Origin of the sequence: Dyella amyloliquefaciens (assembly GCF_004296575.1) — a bacterium.
Taxonomy (GTDB): Bacteria; Pseudomonadota; Gammaproteobacteria; order Xanthomonadales; family Rhodanobacteraceae; genus Dyella; species Dyella amyloliquefaciens.
This window is the reverse complement of record NZ_SAYT01000001.1, coordinates 1048958-1074402: the sequence shown is the minus strand read 5'-3', so window position 1 is coordinate 1074402 and position 25445 is coordinate 1048958. Positions and strand designations below refer to the sequence as shown.

21 protein-coding genes are annotated in these 25445 nt (G+C 63.9%); 7 read left to right on the top strand and 14 right to left on the bottom strand.

What is annotated here, in order from left to right:
* Window positions 1–168: 168 nt before the first annotated feature.
* From EPB08_RS04430 to grxD, 6 genes are all read right to left on the bottom strand, one after another.
* The gene (locus EPB08_RS04430; RefSeq protein ID WP_130617809.1) at window positions 169–3543 is read right to left on the bottom strand and encodes a TonB-dependent receptor; all 3375 of its coding nucleotides are present in this window, start codon (window positions 3541–3543) and stop codon (window positions 169–171) included.
* A 328-nt stretch (window positions 3544–3871) separates the two neighbouring features.
* A complete protein-coding gene (locus tag EPB08_RS04425) occupies window positions 3872–6322 on the bottom strand; it encodes a TonB-dependent receptor (RefSeq protein WP_229238208.1) in 2451 nt (816 codons plus the stop codon).
* Window positions 6323–6735: 413 nt separating this feature from the next.
* A complete protein-coding gene (gene olsF / locus EPB08_RS04420; protein WP_130617808.1) occupies window positions 6736–8445 on the bottom strand; it encodes a bifunctional ornithine lipid synthase OlsF in 1710 nt (569 codons plus the stop codon).
* A 105-nt stretch (window positions 8446–8550) separates the two neighbouring features.
* Window positions 8551–9150, bottom strand: coding sequence for a YhgN family NAAT transporter (locus EPB08_RS04415; RefSeq protein WP_130617918.1), 600 nt, complete (start codon window positions 9148–9150; stop codon window positions 8551–8553).
* Between the two features lie 33 nt (window positions 9151–9183).
* Window positions 9184–9954, bottom strand: coding sequence for an SDR family NAD(P)-dependent oxidoreductase (locus tag EPB08_RS04410; protein ID WP_130617807.1), 771 nt, complete (start codon window positions 9952–9954; stop codon window positions 9184–9186).
* The gene (gene grxD, locus EPB08_RS04405) at window positions 9954–10277 is read right to left on the bottom strand and encodes a Grx4 family monothiol glutaredoxin (protein ID WP_130617806.1); all 324 of its coding nucleotides are present in this window, start codon (window positions 10275–10277) and stop codon (window positions 9954–9956) included. The genes EPB08_RS04410 and grxD overlap by 1 nt, the downstream gene beginning before the upstream one ends.
* A gap of 124 nt (window positions 10278–10401) precedes the next feature.
* On the opposite strand from grxD, the gene sodB reads away from it, so the two are divergent.
* Complete coding sequence (gene sodB, locus EPB08_RS04400; protein WP_130617805.1) at window positions 10402–10980, top strand: superoxide dismutase [Fe]; 579 nt, start codon at window positions 10402–10404, stop codon at window positions 10978–10980.
* Window positions 10981–11152: 172 nt separating this feature from the next.
* Here the strand turns inward: sodB and EPB08_RS04395 are convergent, their stop codons facing one another.
* The gene (locus EPB08_RS04395; RefSeq protein WP_130617804.1) at window positions 11153–12313 is read right to left on the bottom strand and encodes a 5-(carboxyamino)imidazole ribonucleotide synthase; all 1161 of its coding nucleotides are present in this window, start codon (window positions 12311–12313) and stop codon (window positions 11153–11155) included.
* A complete protein-coding gene (gene purE, locus EPB08_RS04390; protein ID WP_130617803.1) occupies window positions 12310–12813 on the bottom strand; it encodes a 5-(carboxyamino)imidazole ribonucleotide mutase in 504 nt (167 codons plus the stop codon). The genes EPB08_RS04395 and purE overlap by 4 nt, the downstream gene beginning before the upstream one ends.
* Window positions 12814–12879: 66 nt before the next feature.
* On the opposite strand from purE, the gene EPB08_RS04385 reads away from it, so the two are divergent.
* From EPB08_RS04385 to EPB08_RS04370, 4 genes are all read left to right on the top strand, one after another.
* Window positions 12880–13152 carry a Trm112 family protein gene (locus EPB08_RS04385; protein ID WP_130617802.1) on the top strand — a complete coding sequence of 91 codons (273 nt, stop codon included), beginning with the start codon at window positions 12880–12882 and terminating at the stop codon, window positions 13150–13152.
* A gap of 164 nt (window positions 13153–13316) precedes the next feature.
* Window positions 13317–15602 carry a DUF1631 domain-containing protein gene (locus EPB08_RS04380; protein ID WP_130617801.1) on the top strand — a complete coding sequence of 762 codons (2286 nt, stop codon included), beginning with the start codon at window positions 13317–13319 and terminating at the stop codon, window positions 15600–15602.
* Window positions 15599–16453 carry a carboxylating nicotinate-nucleotide diphosphorylase gene (nadC, locus tag EPB08_RS04375; RefSeq protein ID WP_130617800.1) on the top strand — a complete coding sequence of 285 codons (855 nt, stop codon included), beginning with the start codon at window positions 15599–15601 and terminating at the stop codon, window positions 16451–16453. The genes EPB08_RS04380 and nadC overlap by 4 nt, the downstream gene beginning before the upstream one ends.
* A gap of 184 nt (window positions 16454–16637) precedes the next feature.
* Window positions 16638–17045 (top strand): DUF3301 domain-containing protein, encoded by a 408-nt coding sequence (locus tag EPB08_RS04370; RefSeq protein WP_130617799.1) that lies wholly within the window; start codon window positions 16638–16640, stop codon window positions 17043–17045.
* A 15-nt stretch (window positions 17046–17060) separates the two neighbouring features.
* Here EPB08_RS04370 and EPB08_RS04365 read toward each other — a convergent pair whose 3' ends face one another.
* The 5 genes from EPB08_RS04365 to petA all read right to left on the bottom strand — a co-directional run bounded on the left by EPB08_RS04365 (window position 17061) and on the right by petA (window position 21045).
* Complete coding sequence (locus tag EPB08_RS04365; RefSeq protein WP_229238207.1) at window positions 17061–17507, bottom strand: ClpXP protease specificity-enhancing factor; 447 nt, start codon at window positions 17505–17507, stop codon at window positions 17061–17063.
* A gap of 184 nt (window positions 17508–17691) precedes the next feature.
* Window positions 17692–18315: a glutathione S-transferase N-terminal domain-containing protein gene (locus tag EPB08_RS04360; RefSeq protein WP_130617798.1), complete on the bottom strand. Its 624-nt coding sequence runs from the start codon at window positions 18313–18315 to the stop codon at window positions 17692–17694.
* Between the two features lie 75 nt (window positions 18316–18390).
* Window positions 18391–19125 carry a cytochrome c1 gene (locus EPB08_RS04355; protein ID WP_130617916.1) on the bottom strand — a complete coding sequence of 245 codons (735 nt, stop codon included), beginning with the start codon at window positions 19123–19125 and terminating at the stop codon, window positions 18391–18393.
* A 13-nt stretch (window positions 19126–19138) separates the two neighbouring features.
* Window positions 19139–20440, bottom strand: a complete 1302-nt coding sequence (locus tag EPB08_RS04350; protein ID WP_130617797.1) for a cytochrome b — start codon at window positions 20438–20440, stop codon at window positions 19139–19141.
* Window positions 20440–21045: a ubiquinol-cytochrome c reductase iron-sulfur subunit gene (petA, locus tag EPB08_RS04345; RefSeq protein WP_130617796.1), complete on the bottom strand. Its 606-nt coding sequence runs from the start codon at window positions 21043–21045 to the stop codon at window positions 20440–20442. The genes EPB08_RS04350 and petA overlap by 1 nt, the downstream gene beginning before the upstream one ends.
* A gap of 374 nt (window positions 21046–21419) precedes the next feature.
* Between petA and EPB08_RS04340 the strand changes: the two genes are divergently transcribed.
* Entirely contained in the window at window positions 21420–22607 is a 1188-nt protein-coding gene (locus EPB08_RS04340; RefSeq protein ID WP_130617795.1) for a S1C family serine protease, read from the top strand.
* On the opposite strand, the gene EPB08_RS04335 is transcribed toward EPB08_RS04340, so the two are convergent.
* Window positions 22593–23708, bottom strand: coding sequence for a lytic transglycosylase domain-containing protein (locus tag EPB08_RS04335; protein ID WP_324615140.1), 1116 nt, complete (start codon window positions 23706–23708; stop codon window positions 22593–22595). The genes EPB08_RS04340 and EPB08_RS04335 overlap by 15 nt on opposite strands.
* A 317-nt stretch (window positions 23709–24025) precedes the next feature.
* Here EPB08_RS04335 and miaB point away from each other — a divergent pair, with 317 nt between their 5' ends.
* Entirely contained in the window at window positions 24026–25369 is a 1344-nt protein-coding gene (gene miaB / locus EPB08_RS04330; protein ID WP_130617794.1) for a tRNA (N6-isopentenyl adenosine(37)-C2)-methylthiotransferase MiaB, read from the top strand.
* Window positions 25370–25445 lie beyond the last annotated feature (76 nt).

Genomic DNA, 25445 nt, shown 5'->3' with positions numbered 1-25445 from the left:
CCAGGCCGCGCCCTCGCGGCTCATACGTCCGTGGGGATCGAAACGGACCCTCTAGCTTCCCGCGCCGGGCATGGCAGGGTCAAGCTCCGCGACCTTTTCGGTTACTCCCCATAAAAAAAGCCGGCGCCTTTTCAGGCGCCGGCTGGCTTGCAAGGTTTTACGACGGAATCAGAACGTGTACTTCACACTCAGCATGGCGGACCAGCGCTGGGACGGGTTCAGCGACTCGTTCACCGGCAGCGGGGACGCGTTCGGCGCGTAGTTGCCGCCCTTGTCCTTGTAGTTCTTGCCGGAGATGTCGTAGTAGTAGTTGCCGTTCGAGTCGATGCCACTCACGTCAGCCAAGTTGCGCACGCCCGGGAAGGTCGCGCGACGCTCCACGCCCCAACGCTTGTTGAGCATGTTGGTGAAGTTGTAGATGTCCAGCGAAATGATGCCCTTATTGCCGTCGAACAGACCAGGGATTTCCTGGCGGAACGACAGGTCGAGCTGACTGATCCACGCGGCACGGTCCGCGTTACGGCCGGCGATCTCACCCTTGTGCTTGCGTAGGTAGTCGTCGTTGTTGATGTAGTCCATGAACTGCTGCTTCATCTGGTTGGTCACCGCAGCTGCCCACTTCACATCGTCCACCGACTTCGGGATATAGACCAGATCGCGAGCGTAGCCGTCGCCGTTGATATCATTGCCGAAGGTCCAGCTGTACGGCGAGCCTGAGTGGCCGTCGTACATCGCGCTCACGGTGGTGGCGTAGTCGCCGAAGAAGCGATGCTGCCAGCTCAGCGAGGCGATCACACGGTACGGAACCGAGTACGCCGAGGTAGTGGCCTTGTCCTCGTTCGGATTGACCCAGACGTTATTGGTGTAGTTGGAGTTGGCCACACTCGACGAACCCGGGTTCACGTCGGTCGCACGGTTCCAGCTGAAGCCGACCATGCCGAACCATTCGTTCGCGAACGCCTTCTTGAACGACAGCGTGACGTTGTCCGAGCTGCCCTTGTGGCTGTTGGTCAGCAGGGTGGTGGCACGATCGAACGCCGGGTTGGCGTTGGCGCGCTCATTGCTGGAGCTCAGGCCGTTCGAACTTGCCGTGCCTGTGGTGCCCTTGACGTTGGCACTCCAGTACAGGTTGCGACCGTCCTGCGACAAGCCCGTCGGCGCGCCGATGTTGATGTTCTTGTAGAAGATCGCGTCACGCACCTGCAGGTGAATCCACTCCACCGAGCCCACGATGCCCATCCAGGGCAGTTCGCGGTCAAGCGCGAGGTTCATCTTCCATACGGTCGGCTGCTTAAAGCTTGGATCGACCGTATCCACCGCCATCTTCGCCGAGGAGGAGCCCAGCGTGGTCGAGTTGCCCGGGATGATCGGGTTATTCGGATCGTACGACGGCGCCGGCTTGGTGCCGATGTTAGTCAGCACGGTGCCCGGCAGGCCGCTCTTGCTGTCGGTGATGTTCCAGGTGCCGACGTTGTAGCCATTGTTTGCGTAGGCGTTGGAGAGCCACACGCTCGGGTTATTCGCGATGAACAAGCCTGCGCCGCCGCGCAGCTGGGTCATACGCTCGGTGTCGAACTGGTAGTTGAACGACAGGCGCGGCTCCACCACTCGGTTGCCGCTGACGCGGGTGTTGTTGGCGTAACCGAAGCCGCCCTTGGAGGCCACGCACGCCGGAGTCTTGCCGTCAGCCTGGTAGGCGGTAAAGGCCTTGCCCGGGGCCGCAGCGAAGCACGGGTTCAGCAGCGGCTGGTCGTCGGTGATCGGAATATCCACGCGTACGCCATACTGCAGCGACAGGCGATCGGTGACCTGCCAGGTATCCTGCAGGAAGATGCCGTACTGGTTCAGCGTGTAGCGCGCCGCCACATCGTCCAGCGAATAGCCATTGACCGGACGCTTCATCTGGTAGTTGTACCAGGAGCCGCTGGGCCAGCTGGCCAGGTTGAACTGGTAGGAGCCGAAGTAGCGCTGCAGGAAGGCGTTGTAGTATTGGTCGCGCTCGTAGTCCACGCCGCCCTTCAGCGTGTGGTCGCCCAGGTACACGGTGCCGGCGAAGTAGGCATTCCACGACTTCACGCTCAGCGCATTGACCTGGCTGCTCGGCTCGGTGCCGATGGCCACGTTGGTGCCGCCGGTAGCGTCGTTGTTCGGGTAGATCTGGATGTACGGCTGGTCGCCACCCACCAGCGCCGCGCGGGCCTGGTCATAGCTGGCGTACGAGATGGCCGACTCGGTGGAGAACTTGTCGGTCCAGTCATCGAAGAAGTTCACCGTATAGCTCTTGCTGTCGCGGTTCTTCGAGTACCAGTTGCTGCTCAGGTTCAGATAGCCGACGGCGCTGGCCGTGGCGATCGGCTGCACTTCCTTGGTCTGGTTGAAGCGGAAGCTGGCGCGATGATTGGACGAGATGTTCCAGTCCAGCTTGACCAGGTAGCGCTTGTCGGTCAGGTCGAACTTGTCAGTGTAGTTGCCCGGCGTCAGGCCGAGCTTCTGCGCCTGCGAGATGATCGAATCCACCTGCGCCTGGGTCAGGCCCTGCACGGTGTTGGTGTAGTCCGAATCGCTGGGACCATAGCTCGACCCCACGCCGACCTTCTTGGACTCTTCATACGAAGCAAAGAAGAACAGCTTGTCCTTGAGGATCGGACCGCCGAAGGTGAAACCCGAGGTCCAGTTGCGGTCGAAACCGTTGTACTTGGAGCTCTGGCCGTTGGCGTTCTTCAGCTCGCCCACCATGTCGTTGGTGTTCTGGTAGGTGTAGTACACCGAGCCGTGGAAGTCGTTGGTACCGCTCTTGGTGACCGCGTTGACGTTGGCGCCCACGCCGCGACGGGCGGAGACGTCATAGTTGGCGGTCGAGATGTTGTATTCCTCGATCGTGTCCTGCGAGATCGGCGTGCCGACGCTGGCCAGGCCGTTGTCTTCCAGGCCGAACGGGTCGCCCGCGCTCACCGTGTCGATGGTGATGTTGTTGTAGCGGAAGTTCTGGCCCAGCGCGGAAATCTGGCCGCGATCGCGGTCGGTGATGGTCACGCGCGGATCAAGGCGCACCACGTCCTGGATCGAGCGATTCGGGGTCGGCGTGGCCTCCAACTCGCGACGCGAGAGGTTGGTCGACAGGCCCTTGTTGTCCGAGTTGAACGTCTGCGCCAGGGTGTTGGCCGAGACCGTCACGCCGCCTAGGTTCTGCACGGCCGCCTGGCCGGCGCCTATGGTCAGATTGATCGCGGTGTCGGAGGCCAGCTGCAGATAGACGTTTTCCTGCTCGACCTTGCCGCCGTCCTTGGAGGCGGTCACGTCGAACGGACCGCCCACGCGCAGGCCCTGCGCCGAGTAGCGGCCAGCCGCGTCGGTGGTGGTGGACTTGGTGGTGCCCGAAGGCTCATGCACGATCTGCACGGTGGCGCCAGCAACCGGCTGGCCGTTGGCGTCCACCACGCGACCGCTGATCGACGAGGAGGTGTCCTGCGCCATCACCGGCGCGGTGGCCAGCAGAGCGGCGATCGCTACCGGCAAGAGCTTGCTACGCAAAGAATGGTTCATCGAGATTCGACCCCTAAGAGATTCGCAAAAAAAGGCATGGGACCAGCACAGAGGAGTCCCATGCCCCTCCGCCACCGTCTTAAGTGGCTGATTCCCTGAAGTATTTGATGCGTCCCGGGGAGCTTTCTCGAAGCCGCCGGCCTGGACTCATCACGACGAATGTAGGGGCATAATATTACAAATTCGTAACTTATTGACGAATTCCTCACATAACTTGCGATGCCTTCCTGCGAAATTCGTAAGTTATTGCACATGACTGGGCGGCCTTGGGCCAAAAAAAACCGGCGCCTTTCGGCGCCGGTCGTGGTCTTGCGAGGGTGGCTTCGTATCAGAAGAACGAGGCGCCCACCGTCACCATGAAGGTGCGCGGTTCCAGCAACGAGTAGTACGGAGCGGACGTCGCCAGCGGCTTGCCGTCCGGACCGACGTAGCCGGCACTGTTGTTGGCCAGGAACGCGGCTGCGTTGCCGGCATTGGTGAGCGCGTGGCGATCGCCGATGTTCGACACGTTGAGCTTGACGTACGGCTGACGGAACCAGCTGGAGAAGTCGCTGAAGCGGTAGCCGGCATTGAAGCCGAAGGTCGTGTAACCACCGACCTTCTCGGTGTTCATGAAGTCGCCGTACATGGAGCTGTGGTAGTTGCCGTAGATGCTCGCCCACAGCGGGCCCTGGTCGTAGCTCAGCTGCAGGTAGCCGATGTTGCGCGGCGTGTTGAACAGCGTCTTGCCATCGGTCGGGTAGTACACGTACTGGCCGGCCTTGTTCTTGCCGGCGTTGAGGTCGCTCTGCACCGTGGCGTCGGTGAAGGTGTACTGACCGTAGACCTTCCATGCCTCGGTGATGTTGAAGCTGGCTTCAGCAGCAAAGCCCTGCTGCCTCACGCGGGCAATCTGCGTGTACACCGGCTCGCCTGTCAGCTGATCCTTCGCCGAGATGGTCTTGTTGTTGAAGTTGCTGTGGTACAGCATCACGTTCGCCGAGAAGCGATCGTTGTAGTAGCGGTAGCCCAGGTCGTTGTTCCACGCCGACTCCGGCTTGTTCGCTGCCGTGCCGGTGATCTGGTTGAGGAACACGGCGCCATTCGGCGGCGCGCGGTAGGTTTCACCGATGCCGTAGTAGATCTGGCTGTTCTCGTTCGGCGAGAACTTCACGCCGACCGCCGGGGTGAACTTGTGGTACGTGCCGTTGAGGTCGTCGCTGCCGAAGCCAGCGGCGTAACCACCGGTCGAACCCGGGTTCTCATAGGCAAAGCCCGTACGCTCCACGTGCAGGTACGCCAGGCCGGCCGTGAGCAGCCATTGGTCGTTCGGCGTCCACGTATCGGTGATGAAGCCCTTCTTGATCTCGGTGGTGGTGTATTCCTCGTAGGCGTTCTGGATCTGGCCATCGGGATACAGCACGTAGTTGGAGACGCCCCAGACGTCGTTCGGCACGCCGGTCGCGTAGCTGGCCATGCTGTACTTGTCGTTCTGCTGCTGGCGAGCGCGCTCGTACCAGAAACCGTACTCGAGCGAGTTGTCCATGCTCAGGTCTTGGTTGAACTTGGCGAGCACGCCCGGGCGATACGTGGTGCTGGCGTTGAAGCCATACACCAGCGCCTTCTTGCCGTTCGGGCCGGTGACGATCGCGCCGTCCTGGTTCAGGTCCTGATGGGCCGATTCGTACAGGTTCTGCGTCGAGTTGGTCGTCTCGGCAAAGTACGAGCTGCCGGTGCCGCCACCGCCATCACCGTACTGGAAGTACGGCACCACCGACAGGCGCAGCGAATCGGTGAGCTTGAACTCGCCGTCCAGGCTGAACATGTAGTTGCGGAACGGATTGTTGTGCAGCTGGTAGTACTGGCTGTCACCCGGCGTATAGGTCGTGTCGTAGTCGTAGAAATAGCCGTGCTTGGCCAGGTCCGACTTGGTCAGGCTGTAGTAGCCGTTGCGCACTTCGCGGTTGTACTGCAGCGAAGCGCTGATCGAGTTGTTGCTGTCGATCGTCCACAGCGACTTGCCTTCGACCTTGGTCACGTTCAGGTCGCCGGCGCCGCGCCACTTGTCGGCCGAGTTGTCGGAGTACGACAGCCACGAGCGCACCGGACCGGTGTCGCCGGTGTTGAGGCGCACGAAGGTGCGGCGGTAGTCATGCGAACCCAGCGACTGCGTGACGTCCACGCCCGCGGTGTGCGAGGGGTCGATGGTCGCCCAGGCGATGTGGCCGCCGGCTGCGCCGGAGTCCGGCATGTCGACGTCGGGGATGCCCTGCAGCACGGTGATGTCACCGTAGTTCTCGGAGTCGCCGTACTCGGTGGCGTACACCGCATAGCTGCCGGTATCGGTAATCGGGGCGCCGTTGACGGTCACGCCGATTTCGCTGGAGTTGAAGCCGCGGATCGAATAGTTGCCGTCCGACAGGCCAGTCACGTCATCCGTCGAGGCATTCACGCCCGGGATGCTGCCGATCATCTGGGTGAAGTTGCTGCCCGGCGGCGCCTTCACGATGGCGTCGCGGCTGATGGTCGAAACCGCCTTCGGCGCCGTCTGCACCGACATCAGGCCACCGCCCAGCGACAGGCTCTGCGCCTGCACCGTCACCGTGTTCAGCTCCTGCACGCGCTTGGTGTCGTTGGAGTTGGTGGTGTTGGAGGTGCTGGACACGCTGGTGCGCTGCTGCGTCGTGTCCTTGGTGGCGGCCGGCTGTGCCTGGCTTGCCGCGTCCTGCGCCATGGCGGAGCCAGCGGCCATGCAGAACACGACAGCAATCGCCAGGGAGAGATGGTTTCGTTTCATCATCGTCAATTCCAGAGTTTCAATGTTTTAGGTATGCAGCCAGCCCAAATGGCGCGGCAGCAGACGGCGGTGGGGATTTGGGGGTTACCACCCGGCAGAAATTTCTTTCGAAGCATCGAAAGAACATGCGCAACTATTTGTGTAATAACGCAATTTCATGCTGTTTAACGTAATTTTAAACGTTTTCTCCGGGCGTAAAAAAAGCCCGATCGAAAAATCGGGCATAAATTTACGAAATCAGTTGAACGCTACTGGCCTATGCGATGAAACACCCCTTGCACGGGACAGCCTCGTAAGCCTCACATAAGTATTTTACAGGAAATTTACCGTTCGATCACGGTAGCCCGAAACAACTCGCGGCTTCCCCGCAAAAAGAGAGGGGCCGCGCCAACAGCGCGGCGACGTCGGCCCCATCATTACTTGCCGAGATAGCGCGCGCGCTTGGCCGGCTTGAGGGTCGCCAGATCGAGCATCACCAGACCATCGACGCAACCAGAGAAGCCGGGGTCCTCGCCGAAATCGAGGAACTGCACGCCTTCCGGGTCGACGAGGTCGACGTACTGGCGATACAGCACGGGCAGGCTGACACCGAGGGCGTCGAGATGATGCTTGAGCTTGCCGAGACCTGCGGCCGGGTCGAGACCCTCGAGCGCCGTCCGCACCAGTTCGATCACGTCCTGCGAAACCACGAACGGCTGGCGCGCCGAGGCCAGTCCCGGAGCACCGAAGTAGTGCTGGTGGGCGGCGGCGATCCACTCGCGCGCTTCGCGCGGAATGCTGACCGACATGCTCACCGGCCCGAACAGGTAGCGCAATTCCGGGTGGCGTTGCAGGTAGAGGCCGATGCCCTGCCACAACTGGTCCAGCGCGCGCGAACGCCAATAGGCCGGCGCAATGAAGCTGCGCCCCAGCTCCAGGCCCTGCGCCAGCCGTGATTCAAGTGCCGGCGAATAGTTGAACAGGCTGGAGGTATACAGGCTGGACATGCCGCGCTCGGCGATCAGGTGTCCGCCATGGCCGAACCGGTAGGAGCCGACGATGCGCAAGGCTTTCGGATCCCACAGCACCAGGTGCTCGTAGTGCGGGTCGTACACATCGAGGTCGCGGCGTGCACCGGTGCCCTCGCCCACCTTGCGGAAGGTGAGCTCACGCAGGCGGCCGATCTCGCGCAGCACGACGCTGTCCGAGGCTCCCTTGAACAGGTACACCTGCTTGCCGTCGTTGAGGTCGGCCAGTTTCTCGGCCTGGGTCTGCAGCTCCGCGGCCACGCGCTCGGTCGGTTCCGGGTGCGCCAGCGGTGCCTGTCCGCCAAAGATCAATCCGCGATGGCGTCCCACGCGATAAACGTGGCGCCGCATGAGCTTGGCGGCCCGCTGGGTGGAGCCGCCCGAGTGCTCTTCCAGCTCATCAGTGCTCACCAACGCACCGATGCTGAAACCAATGCGGCGACTTACCGGCGAAATGGCCTCGCGCGGCAGCATCGCCGTGCTGAGCGGCTTGGCCAGCATCGAAAGGCCATAGAACATGGCCGAATTGCGCGCTGCCACGTGGATGGGCAGCACTGGCGTGCGGCCGCGCTGGGCGAGCCGCGCGAAGCCGTCGGACCAGCGGCCATCGCGGACGCCGTCGGGCCGCATGCGCGACACCTCGCCCGCGGGGAATACGATCAGCGCCTCGCCGTTGTCCAGCGCGCGGTAGATGTCACGCATGCGCGAGGCCGCGCCCTTGCCGAACACGTCCACCGGCAACAGCAGCTTGTGCAGCTGGGGAATCGCCATCAGCCAGTCGTTGGCGAGAATGCGCACATCGCTGCGCACCGAGCCGACCAGCTGCAGCAGGGCGAGTGCGTCGACCATACCAAGGGGATGGTTGGCGACGATCAGTACGCCGCCTTCAACCGGAATGTTCTCGCGCTCACGGGGATTGGCGTAATAGCTCACCCCAAGCAAGTCGAAGGTGCGCTCGACGAAGTCGAAGCCTTCAGCCTCACCGATGGCGTTCAACGTACGGTTGAAGCCGTCCTGGTCGGCCAGTCGGCCCAGCATGCCGGCCACTTGCCGCCGGATCAGGGGATGGTGCGCCAACCATGGCAGACGTTCGGTGAGGGTCTGTTCAACACTGAGCATGACCGCCTCCTGGGAATTACCCCAAATGCTGGTAGCGGATTATGACAGCAAGGTTATGCGAAATGGATCGAAAGATGGCGATGACGACAACTTGCCGCAATTCAATCAAATAGCTAAGTGCAGATAAGCCGCCACACCACCCAGGAACATCTGCACCGACAGTGCGATGAGCAACATACCCATCACGCGCTCGAGCGCGGTGAGCACGCTTTCGCCGAGCCAGCGGAACAGATACGTGGAGCACAACAGGATCACTGCCGTCGCGAGCCACGCACCAAGTAGGGCAATCGCCCAATCGGCTGTACGCCCCGGCTGTGTATTGGTCAGCAGCAGCAACGCCGCCATGGCCGAGGGACCGGCCACGCCAGGTATCGCCATGGGCACGATGAAGGGTTCACCTTCGCCCGGCTTGCCGAAGATGCCGCCGCCATCAGCGGGTGGAAACACCATGCGGATGCCGATGAGGAACAGCACGATGCCGCCGGCAATGCTGATCGATTCCTGCCGCAGCTGCAGCAGCTTGAGGATCAGCTGCCCACCCATGAGAAAGCCCAGCAGCACCGCGAGCGCAATGAGCAACTCGCGCACCATTACGTAGCGACGGCGCTTGGGCGCCACATCCTTCAACAGGCTGAGGAAGATCGGGATGTTGCCTAGCGGATCCATGATGAGGAACAGCAGGATCGCCGCCGACAGCGTGGTCATCTGCGCTTCCATGTCACCCCTGCTCCGACACGGTCATGCTTGCGCTCGCAAATCGAGGGTGGCGCCACGGGCCGAAGCGGCCTGGCCGGCCAGCAGATAGATCACTGCATCGGCCGTGGCATCCGGCATCGGATGAATCGTGGTGTCCTCGCCGAAATAGGCGGCACGACGCAGCGTGGTGCGCATCGGTGCCGGCAGCAACGCATGGGCGCGCAGTGTCGTCTTCTCGGTCTCCTGATGCAGGATCTCGACGAAACGTTCCAGCGCCGCCTTTGAAACGCCATAGCCGCCCCAGTGCGCGCGCTGCATGAGTTCGGGATCGTCCAGGACAAACACGGCGGCACTGTCCGGCGCCTTCGTCAGCAGCGACATGCAGGCCTGGGTGAGCGCGAACGGCGCAGACACGTTGACGTGCAACGCGCGCAACCAGTCATCCGGCTTGTGTACCGCCAGTGGCGTGAGCCCGTTGAAGCTCGCAGCCGCGTGCACGATGCCATCGAGGCGACCGAAGTCACGCTCGAGGCCGTCGGCCAGTGCTTCGTAATCGCGAGGCGTCGCCGCTTCCATGTCCAGCGGATGGATCACCGGTTCCGGCAGGCCTTCACTCACCATCGCATCGTAAAGCTGCTCCAGCTGGCGCTTTCGTCGACCCGTGATCACCACGGTGGCGCCGGCGCGCGAAGCGGCGCGTGCCACGGCAGCGCCAAGGCCGCCATAGGCACCCGTCACCAGTACTACGCGATCGGCCAGCGAACCTGCGGGCAGGGTCCAGTCCTGCGGCAGGCGAACAAGAGGAAGCGTCATCAGGAACCAGCTCCTTCCACGTCGGCGGCCATGCGCGTCAGCTCACCGGAGGCCTTGAGGTCCTCGATGATGTCGCAGCCACCGATCAGTTCGCCCTGGATGAAGATCTGCGGAAATGTCGGCCAGTTCGCGTAATGCGGCAAGGCTGCGCGCACCTCCGGGTCGGCCAGCACGTTCACCGCATGGAACTGCGCGCCGGCGTCCTTCAACGCCTGCGCGGCGCGGCTGGAAAAGCCGCACATGGGGAACTGCGGCGTGCCCTTCATGAAGAGCACGATGGCGTGCTCGGCGAGCACCGCCTTGATTCGCTCATTAACGTCCATAATTCAGGCCATTCATCATTACAATGCATGCAGATCGGTAGTGTATCAGTCGTGCAGCGGAAGCCGGTCCCCCGGCCTCATCCCGCCCGACCCCTTTCCTCAGCCAACGCCCAGGAGCCATATCATGGCGATCGAACTCCCTTCCCTGCCCTATGAAAAGAACGCGCTCGAGCCGCATATCTCCGCGGAGACGCTGGAGTATCACTATGGCAAGCACCACCAGGCCTATGTGACCAACCTCAATAACCTGATCAAGGGCACCGAGTTCGAGAACGCCGCGCTGGAAGACATCATCAAGAAGTCCTCCGGTGGCGTGTTCAACAATGCCGCCCAGATCTGGAACCACACCTTCTACTGGCACTCGCTCAGCCCGAACGGCGGCAAGGAGCCGACCGGCAAGCTGGCCGATGCCATCACCAAGGCCTTCGGCTCGGTGGAGAAGTTCAAGGAAGAGTTCACCAAGTCGGCCGTGGGCAACTTCGGCTCCGGCTGGACCTGGCTGGTGCAGCGCCCGGACGGCTCGCTCGGCATCGTCAACACCTCCAACGCCGCCACGCCGATCACCGGCAGCGACAAGCCGCTGCTGACCTGCGACGTGTGGGAACACGCCTACTACATCGACTACCGCAACGCCCGCCCGAAGTACATCGAGGCGTTCTGGAACCTGGTCAACTGGGACTTCGCGGCCAAGAACCTGGCCTGATCCCTGCGATCATCAAAAAACGGGGCCCTGCGGCCCCGTTTTTTTTTGCGCGGCATCCCTGCTCTTGTAGGAGCGCACCCAGTGCGCGACCGCGGAACATCGGTTTCGCCTCTCCGTAGGCTTTTCGCGCACTGGGTGCGCTCCTGCAAAGGAGGGCCACGCGAACTGCGCGTTACTTCTTTTCCAGCTCACCCACGGCCGGTCCCGCCTGCTGGTCACGACCCAGGGCATGGGCAATGCCACTCAAACGCTCAACGAGCTGACCCGCACCTGGCGCGCACACGGTAGCGTGCCCCACCTTGCGACCCACGCGCGGCTGCTTCCCGTAGTCGTGCCAGTGCGCATCCACGGTCTCGAGCACCGGCGCCGCATCCGGCAACTCGCCGATCCAGTTGAACATGGCCGAGAGGCCACGGGCCGAGGTGTCACCCAGTGGCAGGCCAAGCACGGCGCGCACATGGTTCTCGAACTGGCTGGTCAGCGCGCCCTCGATGGTCCAGTGACCCGAGTTGTGCACGCGCGGCGCCATCTCGTTACCCAGCAGCTCGCCATCCTTGACGAACAATTCCAGGGCAAACACGCCGACATATTCCAGCCGCTCCGCGAGCGTGCGCGCGAGCTGGGTGGCGCGCTCCTGCAGCGAAGCAATATCCGGCGCCGGCGCCAGGCTCAACGACAGCACGCCGTCGGTATGCCAGTTCTGCGTTAGCGGCCACGTGCGGAACTCGCCATCGCGCGCCCGCACCGCAATGACCGACAACTCCCGGTCGAACGGCACGAAGGCCTCGAGAATCAGGCCATGCGCGGCTGCCTGGGGGCCCAGCGCAGCCCACGCCGCATCGGCATCGGCCAGCATCTTGATGCGGAACTGGCCCTTGCCGTCATAGCCGAGCCGGCGCGTCTTGAGGATGGCGGGCGCACCAATCGTGGCAAGCGCCTTATCAAGATCCTCGCGGGTATCGATGGCCTTGAAGTCGGGCGTGTGCAGGCCGCATTCGCGGAACAGGGTTTTCTCGGCGAGGCGATCCTGCGCCACCGCCAGCGCTCGCGGGGCCGGGAAGACCGCCACGCGTTCGGCCAGCCAATGCGCGGTCTCCGCCGGCACGTTCTCGAAATCGAAGGTGACCACGTCGACTTCGCGCGCAAAGTGCTCCAGCGCGTCGTAATCGGTCCAGTCCGCCACCACGAGAGGAGCGACCTGGCCGGCACAGGCATCGGCCGCACTGTCGACCACCAGGCTCTTTACGCCGAGCGGCGCCCCGGCGAGTGCCAGCATGCGGGCCAGCTGGCCGCCGCCGAGGATGCCGAGTACGGGTTGACGACGGCTGCTCACGCGCGCGGATCCGGATGATCGAGCACGCTCTGCGTCTGGCGAGTGCGATAGGCGTCGAGCGCCTTGGCCAGCGAGGGATCGTGCAGCGCCAGCACGGAAACCGCCAGCAGACCCGCATTCACGGCACCGGCGCGACCGATCGCCAGGGTGCCGACCGGGATGCCGGCCGGCATCTGTGCGATCGACAGCAGCGAATCCATGCCATTGAGAGCCTTGGACTGGACCGGCACGCCCAGCACCGGGAGCCGCGTCTTGGCCGCCAGCATGCCCGGCAGATGGGCCGCGCCGCCGGCGCCGGCGATAATCACCTGGATGCCACGCTCCACCGCCTCATCGGCGTACTGGAACAACAGATCAGGCGTGCGATGCGCCGAAACCACGCGCACCTCGTGTGCAACACCCAGTTCAGCCAACACGTTGGCTGCGTGTTCCATGGTTTCCCAGTCCGAGCGGGAGCCCATCACAACGCCTACGCGCGGCGCGAGGGAAGTCGAGGTCATGACCCAAGCCGTCCAAAAGGGGTTATTGTACGGACTTTCCGCGTTTCGGCACGAACCCGTTCATCCATGGATAAACGCCTGCTCGACATCCTCTGCTGCCCGGTCAGCAAGGTCCCGGTCCGCCCCCTTACCAGTAACGAGATGGAGGCCCTCAACGCCGCCATCGCGGCCGGTCAGGTCCAGACCGTGGCCGGAACAGCCGTCCGGACTGCCCTTTCCGAGGGCCTGATCACCACCGACAGGAAGGTGATCTACCGGGTCGAGGACGGTATCCCCGTCATGCTTCCCGAAGAGGGCATCGGAACCGTCCAGTTGCGGGACTTCCCGGCCACCGCCTGAAGCCTTCGGGAGCCTTGCCCATCGCAGGCTCCTGCGCGCTGCTGTGAACGCGTCGACATATATCGAAACGGCGCATGACAGCGCGGCCGGCTTTCACGTATTGTAGGCATGCGTATTGTCGGAACGGGCCGCACGCACGTCGGCATCACTTCAGGGGTGTGGCGATGAAAGACGCCAGTGAACCTTCCAACATCGTCAGCCTGACCCAGCGCCTGGACCCGTCCAGTGAGCGCGGAGGCGCCCTTTTGAACAACGTCCGGGACGTCGCGGGTCGCCGCCTGCAGATCTTGATCAACGGCATGTTCGAGCATGTCGACGATGCCCTGTTCGACCTGGCCGAGAAGGCCGAGAACAACGCCGCGCAGATGCATTACTTCGACGGCATGCGCGAAGTGCGCAAGCGTCGTCCGATCGTCGAGCGCGCGTTTCTCACCCACGTATCCCGCGAGCTGAGCGACTTCGCGACCAACCAGCGCAACGTGCCAGGCAATGGCATCCAGTTGCCGGTCGGCACCGCCGAACTCTCGCTGGTGGCCGACAACGAGCTGGAAGAGTCGCTGGCCATCACCAGCATGATCGGCAAGAACGAAACGCGCCTGACGCGCGAATTGTTCGCCGTGAACCAGCGCCTCTCGGTCATCTACGGTGGCCTGAAGATCGAGGACGGCACCAACCCGATCGGGCCGGCTGCGCTGTCGCAAGCGTTCCGCTCGGCGATGCGCGAGCTCAACGCGGAAATGCGCGTCAAGCTCATCATCTACAAGTTGTTCGACCGCTACGTGCTGGCCTCGCTGGATGAGCTGTACCAGGAGATCAACGCGGAATTGATTCGTGCCGGCGTCCTGCCGCAGCTACGCCACGAAGTGCTGCGCAGCGGCGGTGCCGGCGCCGGAGCCCGGACTGGCGGTGCAACACCGGGGATGGATGCTTCCCAGGAAGGCGCTTACGTCACCGAAGACGACGGCAGTGCGTCGAGTGAGCTGCTGCAGACCCTGCAGACCCTGTTCAGTGCCCGTCGCGGCGCACCGGCAACCGCCATGCGCATCCCCGCCGGGGCCGTGCAGATGCCCAGCGCCAATGAACTCATCGGCGCATTGAGCGTGCTGCAGAGCCAGGCGGCGATCAGTCAGCAGCTTCCGCTCGGCGGCGGCAACAGCAACGCGCTGGAGCTGGCCGGCGAAGTCCAGCAGCTCAAGGAGCACCTGCTGGCCCAGATCGGCTCGCTGCGCGGCGAGAAGCCGAGCCAGGTATCGACCATCGACGAGGACACCATCGACCTCGTCGGCATGCTGTTCGAGTTCATCCTCGAAGACCGCAACCTGCCCACCGAGATGCAGGTCTTGCTGGCGCGCCTGCAGATTCCGTATCTCAAGGCCGCCATCATCGACCGCAAGCTGTTCGCGCACCGCCAGCACCCGGCGCGCCGGTTGCTCGACAACCTGGCGGACGCGGCCAAGGGCTGGTCGGCGGATTCCGATCGTGATCACCGCCTGCACGACAAGGTCAAGTCCATCGTCGATCGCCTCCTGCAGGACTTCGACGACGACATCACCATTTTCGAACGGCTGTGCGTCGAGCTGCAGGAATTCCAGGACATCAGCCGTCGCCGCGCGGAACTGGCCGAGCAGCGCGTGGCCGAATCCACCCGTGGCCGCGAGAAGCTGGAACAGGCGCGCCGTCGTGCTGCCCGCGAAATTCTCAGCCGCATAGACGGCCATACGCTGCCGCCGCTGATCCACGGCGTGCTTTCGCGCGCATGGGCCAACTACCTGGTGCTGACCATCCTGCGCCAGGGCGAAGAATCCTCCGAGTTCCGCGACGCACTGCGCTTCGCCAACGATTTCATCGACAGCACCAAGCCGGCCCGCACGCTGGACGAGCGTCGTGCGCTGCGCCAGATGCTGCCTGGCATTGAGCGCGCCCTTCGCCGCGGCCTTGCCAATGTCGCCTTCCAGGAAAGCGACATCGACCGCCTGCTGGCGCAGCTGCACACCTATTACCGTCACCAGCTCGGCGAAGCCGTGCCGGAAGCCGAGATCCAGGCCGTCGAAGAACCGAGCAGCCTGCCGATTCCCGAAAGCATCCAGCCGATCGCCGAATCCGAAGCGGAGCTGGCCCGTTCCGAGCCCGAAGTCGAGGCAGCGGTCGACACCCCGGAAATGCTGCTCGTCGCCGAGCTCAAGCCCGGCACCTGGCTTGAGTTCACCACCGGACCGGAAACCGTCGAACGCGCCAAGCTCTCCTGGATCAGCCCGATGAGCGGCCGCTATCTGTTCGTGAACCGTCGCGGCCTCAAGGTCGCCGACCATGCACCGCACGAGCTGGCCGAGGCACTCGCCCGCGGCACGGCACGCGTGCTCGATTCCACGGCCCTGTTCGACCGCGCGCTGGATGCCATCGTCGGTCGCCTGAGCCAGCCTGCCTCGGCGACCAACCCGGCGATCGAATGACTTCCCATGCCCTTGTTCCACCGGCGTCCGACCTGATCCGGGCGGACGTCGCGCGCGCCTTTGCCGAAGATATCGGCACTGGCGACGCCACCGCCGACCTGCTCCCTGCTACCGCGCTCGCCAGTGCCACGCTTACCTGCCGGGAAGATGCCGTCATCGCCGGTATCGAGTGGTTCAACACGTGCTTCGCGACACTGGATCCGAATGTCCAGATCGAATGGTTGCTGCGCGACGGCGATCGGGCCCAGGCAGGCTCCGTTATCTGCCGCCTGCACGGGCGCGCCCGCCCGCTGGTGAGCGCCGAGCGTTCCGCTCTCAACTTCCTGCAGCTGCTGTCGGGCACAGCCACCCAGACGGCCGCTTATGTCGCCGCAGTGGCCGGCACCGAAGTGCGCGTACTCGACACGCGCAAGACCGTTCCCGGCCTCCGCCTGGCGCAGAAATACGCGGTACGTTGCGGCGGCGGCCACAATCATCGGGTGGGTTTGTACGACGCCATCCTGGTGAAGGAAAACCACATCATCGCGGCTGGCGGCATCCGTCCGGCGGCGGAAGCCGCTCGCAAGTTGCACCCGTCGTTGCTGCTGGAAATCGAGGTGGAGAACCTCGATGAGCTGCAGCAGGCGCTCGATGCCGGCGTCGACCGCATCATGCTGGACAATTTCACGCTCCCCTTGATGCGCGAAGCCGTGTCGATTGCCAAGGGCCGCGCTGAACTGGAGATTTCCGGCAACGTAGACCTGAGCACGATCGCCGAGTACGCCAGCACCGGCGTGGACTACATCTCGGTAGGTGCGCTGACCAAGCACGTGCGCGCCATCGACCTGTCCTTGCGGTTGCAGCTGGACTGACGCTCCAGGGTTCGGGTATCCACCCCGCTGGGGGCGGACGCCCCAAGCCCGGGGCCAACGCGCCCAGGCACGCATGGCCGGCCAGTGATATGCGCCCGGCCTTCGGCGGCACGTGCATTTTCTCGCCCGGCCATTGCCACGCCTTCACCTTGCAAGACACACGCGCCGCCTACACTCTCGCTCCATGAGCGAACTTCCCGACCTGATCCTGCTGCTGGTCCTTCTGGCGATCATCGGCACCTGGCTGAAGCTGAGCCGAGCCCGCGAGCAGGCCGCCGAAGAAGCTCGCCAGCAATGCCGGCAGCATGGCCTGCAATTGCTCGACGAGAGCGTGGGGTTGCGCAGCGTGCGCCTGCGACGCGCCAGCGGGCGCGTGTTCTGGGAGCGTTGCTATGCGTTCGAAGTGAGCATCGATGGCGACGACCGCGAACCGGGCCGACTCTGGATGTCAGGCCACATCCTCACGGGACTGAGCCTGCCCACCATACAGAGTCACCTGCCGGGCCTGCTTACCGAGCATGAGCCGCCTTCAGGGGAGAGCAACGTCATTCCGTTGCAACCCCGACTGCGCCGGGACAGCCGCCTGCACTGAGGCGGCAGCCAGGACTTATTTCACGACCCGCAGGAAGGGCGCGCTGCGCTTGGGCTTGTCGCCCGCCTGATCGGTTTCGGGTGACGGCGGCGTGTCTTCCGGATCGGACGGCGGCGGATTGTCCCCGCCCTCATCGGCCGGAAACATCATGCCCTGCCCGTTCTCCTGCGCATAAAGCGCCAGCACCGCCTGCACCGGGATATGGATGTTGTGGCTGACCCCGGAGAAACGGGCCTGGAAACTGATCCAGTCGTTGCCCAGGTCAAGGTTGGCCACCGCCCGCATGGCCAGGTTCAACACCACCTGGCCGTTCTTCACGACCTGGGGTGGCACCCGCACGCCTTCGCGGCCGGCATCCACCAGCACGTAGGGCGTGAGGTTGTTGTCAGAGATCCAGTCATAGATCGCCCTCAGCAGGTAAGGGCGATTGGAACTCATCGGCGGTAGCTTATCGTCGGTCATTCACGAACCTGCAGGAGACCGGCGTCACGGGGCTACCCGGAGCCTGGTCGAAAGAATGTGGGGAGTGTAATGCGAAAGCCGAGGCAAGATGTCGCAGCGCGCATCTGGACGAACGACGCCCGATCGTGTGCCTCGCCCTGCCCGATCAGCTCGCTGCAGGGCACACCCTGCAGGGAACCGGCGATCAGGAACGCATGGCCTTTTCTTCGGCGGTCATGCTGCGCACATAGCCCTGACTGGCAAACAGCCGCTCGCCATAATCAAGGATAGGTTTACCGTCCCGCCCCAGATCCACGCCCAGCCATGGCAGGCGCCAGATCACCGGGGCGACCAGGCAGTCGGTCAGGCTCATCTCGGGATTGAGGAAGAACCGGGATGCCTTGAACAGTGGCAGGGAGGACAACAGATGCTCCCGCAGGCGCTTGCGGGCAGCGTCCGCCGGACGCCCACCCGACTTGATGGTCTCCACCTCGGACAACCAGTCGAGCTCAATCCGCACCGAGGCCAGGCGCAAGCGCGCCCGCGATAGCGGGTCGATCGGCATCAAGGGGGGGTGTGGATAGCGTTCGTCGAGGTATTCGCAGACGACCGCGGTGTTGTAGAGAGTGAGATCCCTGTCGACCAGGGTCGGCGTACTGCCGTAGGGGTTCAGTTCGAGCAGGTCTTCCGGAGGCCTGGCCGGATCCACGAGCACCCGTTCATAGCTGACGCCCTTGGCGGCAAGTACCAGCCTGGTGCGATGGCACTGGATGCCATCCGCGGTGGTGTACAGGGTGAGTGCGGTACGCGAACGAGCGCTTTGAACCATGCGCGATCTCCCCATCGACATTAAGCGAATACGGCGGCACTAGGCCGCCGTACCCTGGGCCATTGGAGGGACGCCTCAGTGGACGTCCTTCCAATATTCCTTCTTTAGCAGATATGCCAGGAAAGTGAAGCCTGCCAGGAAGAGCAACACCCAGATGCCGTAACGCTGGCGCTGCAGCGCAGCCGGCTCGGCGGCGTACTCGAGGAAGGCGGTCAGGTCACGCGTGGCCTGCTGGTACTGGGCCGGCGTGAGCTTGCCCGGCTGGGACAGCTCCAGCTTCTCCACCTCGTCGGAACCTTCCTTCTTCACGGCCGTCTGCACGCCCTGCAGTTCCCACAGCGGGTTCGGCATGGAGGCGTTCGGGAAGACCGTGTTGTTCCAGCCCACCGGACGGCTGGGGTCCACGTAGAAGGAGTTCAGGTAGCCGAACACCCAATCCGGACCCTCTTCCTTGGTGCGCACTTCCAGCGAGAGATCCGGCGGTGCCTTGCCGAAGTACTGCTGGGCCTGGTCTTCCGGCATGTGCGAAACCACCGTGTCACCAAACTTGGCGCCCGTGAAGTTGAGGTTCTTCATGACCTCGTCTTCGCTCAGACCCAGATCCTCGGCGATACGCGAGTAACGCACGTACTTCAGCGAGTGGCAGCCGACGCAGTAGTTGAAGAACAACTTCGCGCCACGCTGCAGCGACGCCTGGTCGCGGATGTTGGTGCCGGCGGAGGCCAGATGCCCCTCTTCGGCAGACACCGTCGCGTTGGCGCCGACCAGCAGGCCCACGGAAAGTGCAAACGAGTAGATGGCTTTCTTCATCGGGGACTGTCGCTTAGTCATGGTCAAACACCACCCGCTCCGGCACAGCCTTGGTCTTTTCCCAGCCAAGGTGCGTGTAGCACCACAGGAACACGAAGTACCCGAAGTAGATGATCGTCATTACGCGGCCGAAGGCGTTTTCCCAGAAGGTCGCGTCCGACGGAGCCCATTCGACGAGCTTTTCGCCCACCACGCCCGCACCCACCAGGGCCAGGCCGATGAAGGAACCCGCGAACGACATCAGCGCCACCTTGTAACCGGTGCCGCGATAGCGGATGGAGCGCACCTTGCCCGCATCGATCCAGGGCAGAAGGAACAGCAACGCAATGGCGCCGAACATGCCCAGCACGCCCCAGAAGGCGGTGCCGAAGAACGACGGGATCATGCGCAGGATGGCGTAGAACGGGGTGAAGTACCACGACGGCTTGATGTGCGTCGGGGTCACCAGATTGTTCGCCGGCAGGAAGTTGTCGTGCTCGAGGAACCAGCCACCGAAGGTCGGCGCAAAGAAAATGATGAACGCCGCGATGATCAGGAAGAAACCAACGCCGAACAGGTCCTTCACCGTGTAGTACGGGTGGAAGGGAATGCCGTCGGCCGGCTTGGCCGCATCCCAGCGGTTGCCCTTCGGGCCGTGCTTGATGTCAACGCCGTCCGGATTGTTCGAGCCCACTTCGTGCAGGGCGGCCAGATGCAGCACCACCAGCAGCAACAGCACGATCGGCAGTGCGATCACGTGCAGCGCGAAGAAGCGGTTGAGCGTGGCGTCTGCCGGCAGGTAGTCACCCATGATCCATTCGACCAGGCCACCACCGATCACGGGGATGGTGCCGAACAGCGAGATGATCACCTTGGCGCCCCAGAAGGACATGTTGCCCCACGGCAGCACGTAACCCATGAAGGCTTCGGCCATCAGCGCCAGGAAGATCAGCATGCCCAGCAGCCACACCAGTTCGCGAGGCTTCTGGTACGAGCCGTACAGCAGGCCGCGGAACATGTGCAGGAACACCACCACGAAGAACAGCGACGCGCCGGTGGAGTGCATGTAGCGGATCAGCCAGCCCCACTCCACGTCACGCATGATGTACTCGACCGAGTTGAAGGCTTCCGCCGCACTCGTCTTGTAGTTCATGGTGAGGAAGATGCCGGTGACGATCTGATTGACCAGCACCAGGATCGCGAGCGAGCCGAAGTAGTACCAAAGATTGAAGTTCTTCGGCGCGTAGTACTCGGTCATGTGCTTGCGGTACATGGGCATCAAGCCCGGCGCACGCTCATTGAACCAATCGCCGATACGCGTGAATACGTTGGCCATTAGCCGGCCTCCTTCGGATCCACGCCAATCTGGATGTGCGTGTCATCGATGAAATGATACGGCGGCACCAACAGGTTCTTCGGTGCCGGCACGCCGGCGTAGACGCGGCCAGACATGTCGTAGCGCGACTTGTGGCAGGGGCAGTAGAAGCCGCCCTTCCAATCCGGATCGAACGGCTCGGGCTTCATCACCGGGACGAAGTCGGGCACGCAACCCAGGTGGGTGCACAGGCCCACCAGCACCAGCCACTCGGGCTTGATGGAGCGGGCTTCGTTCTGCGCGTACTTGGGCTGCTGCTCGGCCGAGCCCTGATCGGACTTGGCATCGACCAGGCGGCTGTCCTGACTGGGCAGTGCATCAAGCTGGACTTTGGTGCGGTTGACCACGAAGACCGGGAGACCACGCCACGGGAAGGTGACCTTCTGGCCCTCCTCGATCTTGCTGATGTCGACCGTGACCGGCGCACCCGCGGACTTCGCCCGCGCGCTGGGCTCCCACGACTTGATGAAGGGCACAGCTGCCGCGACGACTCCAACACCACCGACCACTGCAGTGGTCGCTGTGAGGAAGCGGCGGCGGCCGTGATCGACGACTTCGTTCGCCATCAGGCTCTCCGGTACTTACATGCCATTGAGACGCGGAACTTAAGAGTTCCACAGGTGCTTGCCAAGCGCGTCGACATGTACGGCAGCGGGCGTGAGCCCACTGCGAACCGGAAAAACCCAGACAACTCCCCCATTACAGCAGGTACGCGGTGCCGCCACGATCGGCATGCGGCAAAGCCACAGGCCATCCGCTTCCGGGCACCTTGCGCACCGGGAAGCTCCCGGGACGACCCGCTTCGCAAGCGCCAGTAGAATCCAGCTCTCGCAAATCGCGTTAGTGTAGCGTCAGGGCATGACTCGTACAATAAAAGCGGTGCTTTTGCCGCACCCCTGCGTGACCCGACCTAACGCCTTGCCACGAAAAGCATAACGACATGAAACATGCCGCAGGCACGCTCGCCTTCATTGCCCGATTCGTCGTGATCGGGCTGGCGGCTGCCTTCGTCATCAGCCTGATGTGGCCCAACGTGGGTAATCGCCTGCGCCAACATTTCGGCGTCGGGCACGCAACACCGGAGGCGCCCGCCGCAACCGTGCCGGCCGCTCCTGTCAGCGGCCCGGTCTCCTACGCCGATGCGGTTTCACGTGCCGCGCCCTCGGTCGTGAACATCTACGCCAACAAGATGGTCACCGAGCAGGCCGTGCAGATGTACACCGACCCGGTGTTGCAACGGCTGTTTGGCGGACGCCCGGCCGGCCCCGCCTACAAGCGGCGCGAGCAGAACCTGGGCTCCGGCGTGATCGTGAGCAGCCAGGGCTATGTGCTCACCAACAACCACGTGATCGCCAACGCCGATGACATCCAGGTGCTGCTCTACGACGGCCGCGTGGCCAAGGCCAAGGTGGTCGGCGCCGACACCGAGACCGACCTGGCCGTGCTGAAAATCGATGCGGGCAACCTGCCCGTCATCCACATTGCCGACCGGCACGCGGTACGCACCGGCGACGTGGTGCTGGCCATCGGCAATCCGCTTGGCCTCAACCAGACCGTGACCATGGGCATCGTCAGCGCCATCGGTCGGCAGCTGAGCAGCGGCAGCCCGGAGGATTTCATCCAGACGGATGCGGCCATCAACCTCGGCAACTCGGGTGGCGCGCTGGTCAACACTGAAGGCGAGCTGGTCGGCATCAACACCCTGCTGATCGGCAAGGCGGCCAATGCCGAGGGCATCAGCTTTGCCATCCCCGTGGCCAGCGCCAAGAAGGTGCTGGACCAGATCATCGACACCGGTCATGTGGTGCGCGGCTGGATGGGCGCGGATTACACCTTCGTCCCGGTGGCCGCCGACAGCGGCCTGCCCGCCGCGGCACGTGGCGCACTGGTCACCGACATCTATCCCGGTGGCCCGGCCGCCCAGGCCGGCATCCAGCCGCACGACATCCTGCTGCGACTGGGCCAGGAAGACATCGTCGATCCGTCCGACCTGCGCCGGCACGAGGCTGCACTCAAACCGGGCAGCAAGGTCGAAGTGTCCGGGCTACGCAACGGCACGCCCTTCCACACTGAGGTCATCCTGGCGCAGCGTCCGCCGCAGACGCCCACCGCCTCACTGGATGGTTGATATGCCAGCTGCCACCGGCAGCCGCCCACCCGGCGCATGGATGGCTTGTCCGTAGCGCCGACGCAACGTACCCACGCGCTCCACGTAAACCCGGGTCTCGTCGTAGGGCGGCACGCCGTTGTAGCGCTGCACGGCGCCGGGGCCCGCGTTGTAGGCCGCCGCGGCCCACTGCTCATTGCCGTTGAAGGTCCGCAGCAGCAGGCCCAGATAGCGGGCGCCGCCGCGTATGTTCTGCGCCGTGTCGAACGCGTCCCTCACGCCCATGTCCAACGCCGTACCCGGCATCAGCTGCATCAAGCCCTGGGCGCCCTTGATCGACATCGCCCGCGGGTTGAACGCGCTTTCGGCATGGATGATGGCGCGCAGGAAGGCCTCGTCGACTCCCGACTCCTGGCTGGCCAGGCGGATCACGTCGGCATAGTCGGTGAGGTTGAGCGCCACCGAGTTCCACTGGATGGTGGAGTGCAGGTTGCAGGCCACGCAGGTGGCGATATAGGTGAACAGCATGGTCACCGCGTGATCCTGCTGCCCGGCCGGACGCAGGTTGGTGTACTCGACGCTGCCGTCCTTGCGCACCACCCGGTAGACCGCGCCGCGCAACACGCGGTCGCCATCGGCGGACACATTGGCCACCGGCTTGTCGGGGACCGAGCTGCTGCGTGCCGGTGACGCCTCGGCATAGCTCCACTGCCCCGCCTTCCCGGCGCGAACGACCGGCACGGGCGACACCTCGCGCGCCGTGGTCTGCGCCGAATCCTTGACCCAGGCCAGCGAAGTGATCGGCGGCGCAGCCACGGGCGCCGGCGGTGGCGATTTCCTGGCCGAGGTGTCTGCGACGCCCTGCACGCCAGACAGCGAGGCGGTCGACTTGCCCGCCGGCTTGCGCCGAACCGGATCGGGGGCGCTCGCGATCTTGCTGCAGCCCTGATAACCGACAGTGCTGCTGCTGAATACGGTCTCACCCGCACTGCCGGTACAGCGATAGAGGACCCCGGCATGGACGGTCGCGAACGGGCACAGCCAGGCCAGCGCCAAAGCGCACACCGCCCCCAGCCACAGGAGGGCTGGTCGACCCGTGCCCGGCCGTTGCCGCTGGATCACGGCCTCACCGTCGGCCGCGACGCTTGCGCGACGGCCACTTTCCGACCCAGCCTGCCCATCACCCCCCCTTCCTCAATGCTTTCCTGACGCCTTGGTGCTACGCCAGGCAGTGGCAGTGTGCCCCCAGCCAGGGCCTACGCCAAGCAGGAGCCGGCCATTTCGTGCAGCAGGACAAACTTGCCCAGCCCCCGGCTCGCTTTGGCATGCAAGTCCTTGACCAAGCTGGCCGTTCAGCTGGCGAAGCCAACCACAGGCGCGTAAACTGTGCTGTTCGGCGCCTTCCTCCCGCCGTCCTGCACACCACGGTACCCAAGCCCATGACCGGCAAGCTTTTCATCAAAACCCACGGCTGCCAGATGAACGAGTACGACTCGGCCAAGATGGCTGACGTGCTCAAGGCCTCGCATGGGCTGGAACTGACCCAGGACGAGTCCGAGGCGGACGTCATCCTGGTCAATACCTGCTCGATCCGCGAGAAGGCCCAGGAAAAGGTGTTCAGCCAGCTCGGCCGCTGGAAGGAGCACAAGCAGGGTGGCAAGAAGGTGCTGATCGGCGTCGGCGGCTGCGTGGCCTCCCAGGAAGGCAAGGACATCATCAAGCGTGCGCCGTACGTGGACCTCGTGTTCGGCCCGCAGACCCTGCACCGCCTGCCCGAGCTGATCGAGGCACGCCGCGAGAGCGGCAAGCCGCAGGTGGACATCAGCTTCCCGGAGATCGAGAAGTTCGACCGCCTGCCCGAGCCGCGCGCCGAAGGCCCCACCGCCTTCGTCTCCATCATGGAAGGCTGCTCCAAGTACTGCTCGTATTGCGTGGTGCCGTACACCCGTGGCGAAGAGATCAGCCGCCCGTTCGACGACGTGCTGGTGGAAGTGGCCCAGCTCGCCGAACAAGGCGTGCGCGAAGTGACCCTGCTGGGCCAGAACGTCAACGCCTATCGCGGCCCCACGCACGATGGCGGCATCGCCGACCTCGCCGTGCTGATCCATGCCATCGCGCAGATCGAGGGCATCGGCCGCATCCGCTTCACCACCTCCCATCCGCTGGAGTTCTCCGACTCGCTGATCGAGGCGTACGCCAACGTGCCGCAGCTGTGCAACTTCCTGCACCTGCCGGTGCAGGCGGGCTCGGACCGCATCCTCACGGCGATGAAGCGCGGTTACACGACGCTGGAATTCAAGCAGAAGATCCGCAAGCTGCGCGCCGTGCGCCCGGACATCTGCCTCTCCTCGGACTTCATCGTGGGCTTCCCCGGCGAGACCGACGACGATTTCGAGAAGACCATGAAGCTGATCGAGGACGTCGGTTTCGACCAGAGCTTCTCCTTCATCTTCTCCGCTCGCCCCGGCACGCCGGCGGCCAACCTCGAGGATCACACCTCGTCCGAGGTGAAGCACGAGCGCCTCTCGCGCCTGCAGGCCAAGCTCAACGACAACGCCCGCAAGATCAACGAGGCGATGGTCGGCACCGTGCAGCGCGTGCTGGTGGAAAAACCCAGCAGGAAGGATCCCAATGAGTTCACCGGTCGCACCGAAAACATGCGCTTCGTGAACTTCCCGGGTCACGCGCGCATGATCGGACAGTTCATCGATGTGGTGATCACTGAGGCCATGAGCAATTCGCTGCGTGGCCGCGTGCATCTTGCCGATGAAGTGGCGGCCTGAGCTTGATATCTCTAAAAGCCCCTCTCCCTCCGGCGGAGGGGTTGGGGTGAGGGTACGGGGCTTGCGCCCCGCTGAG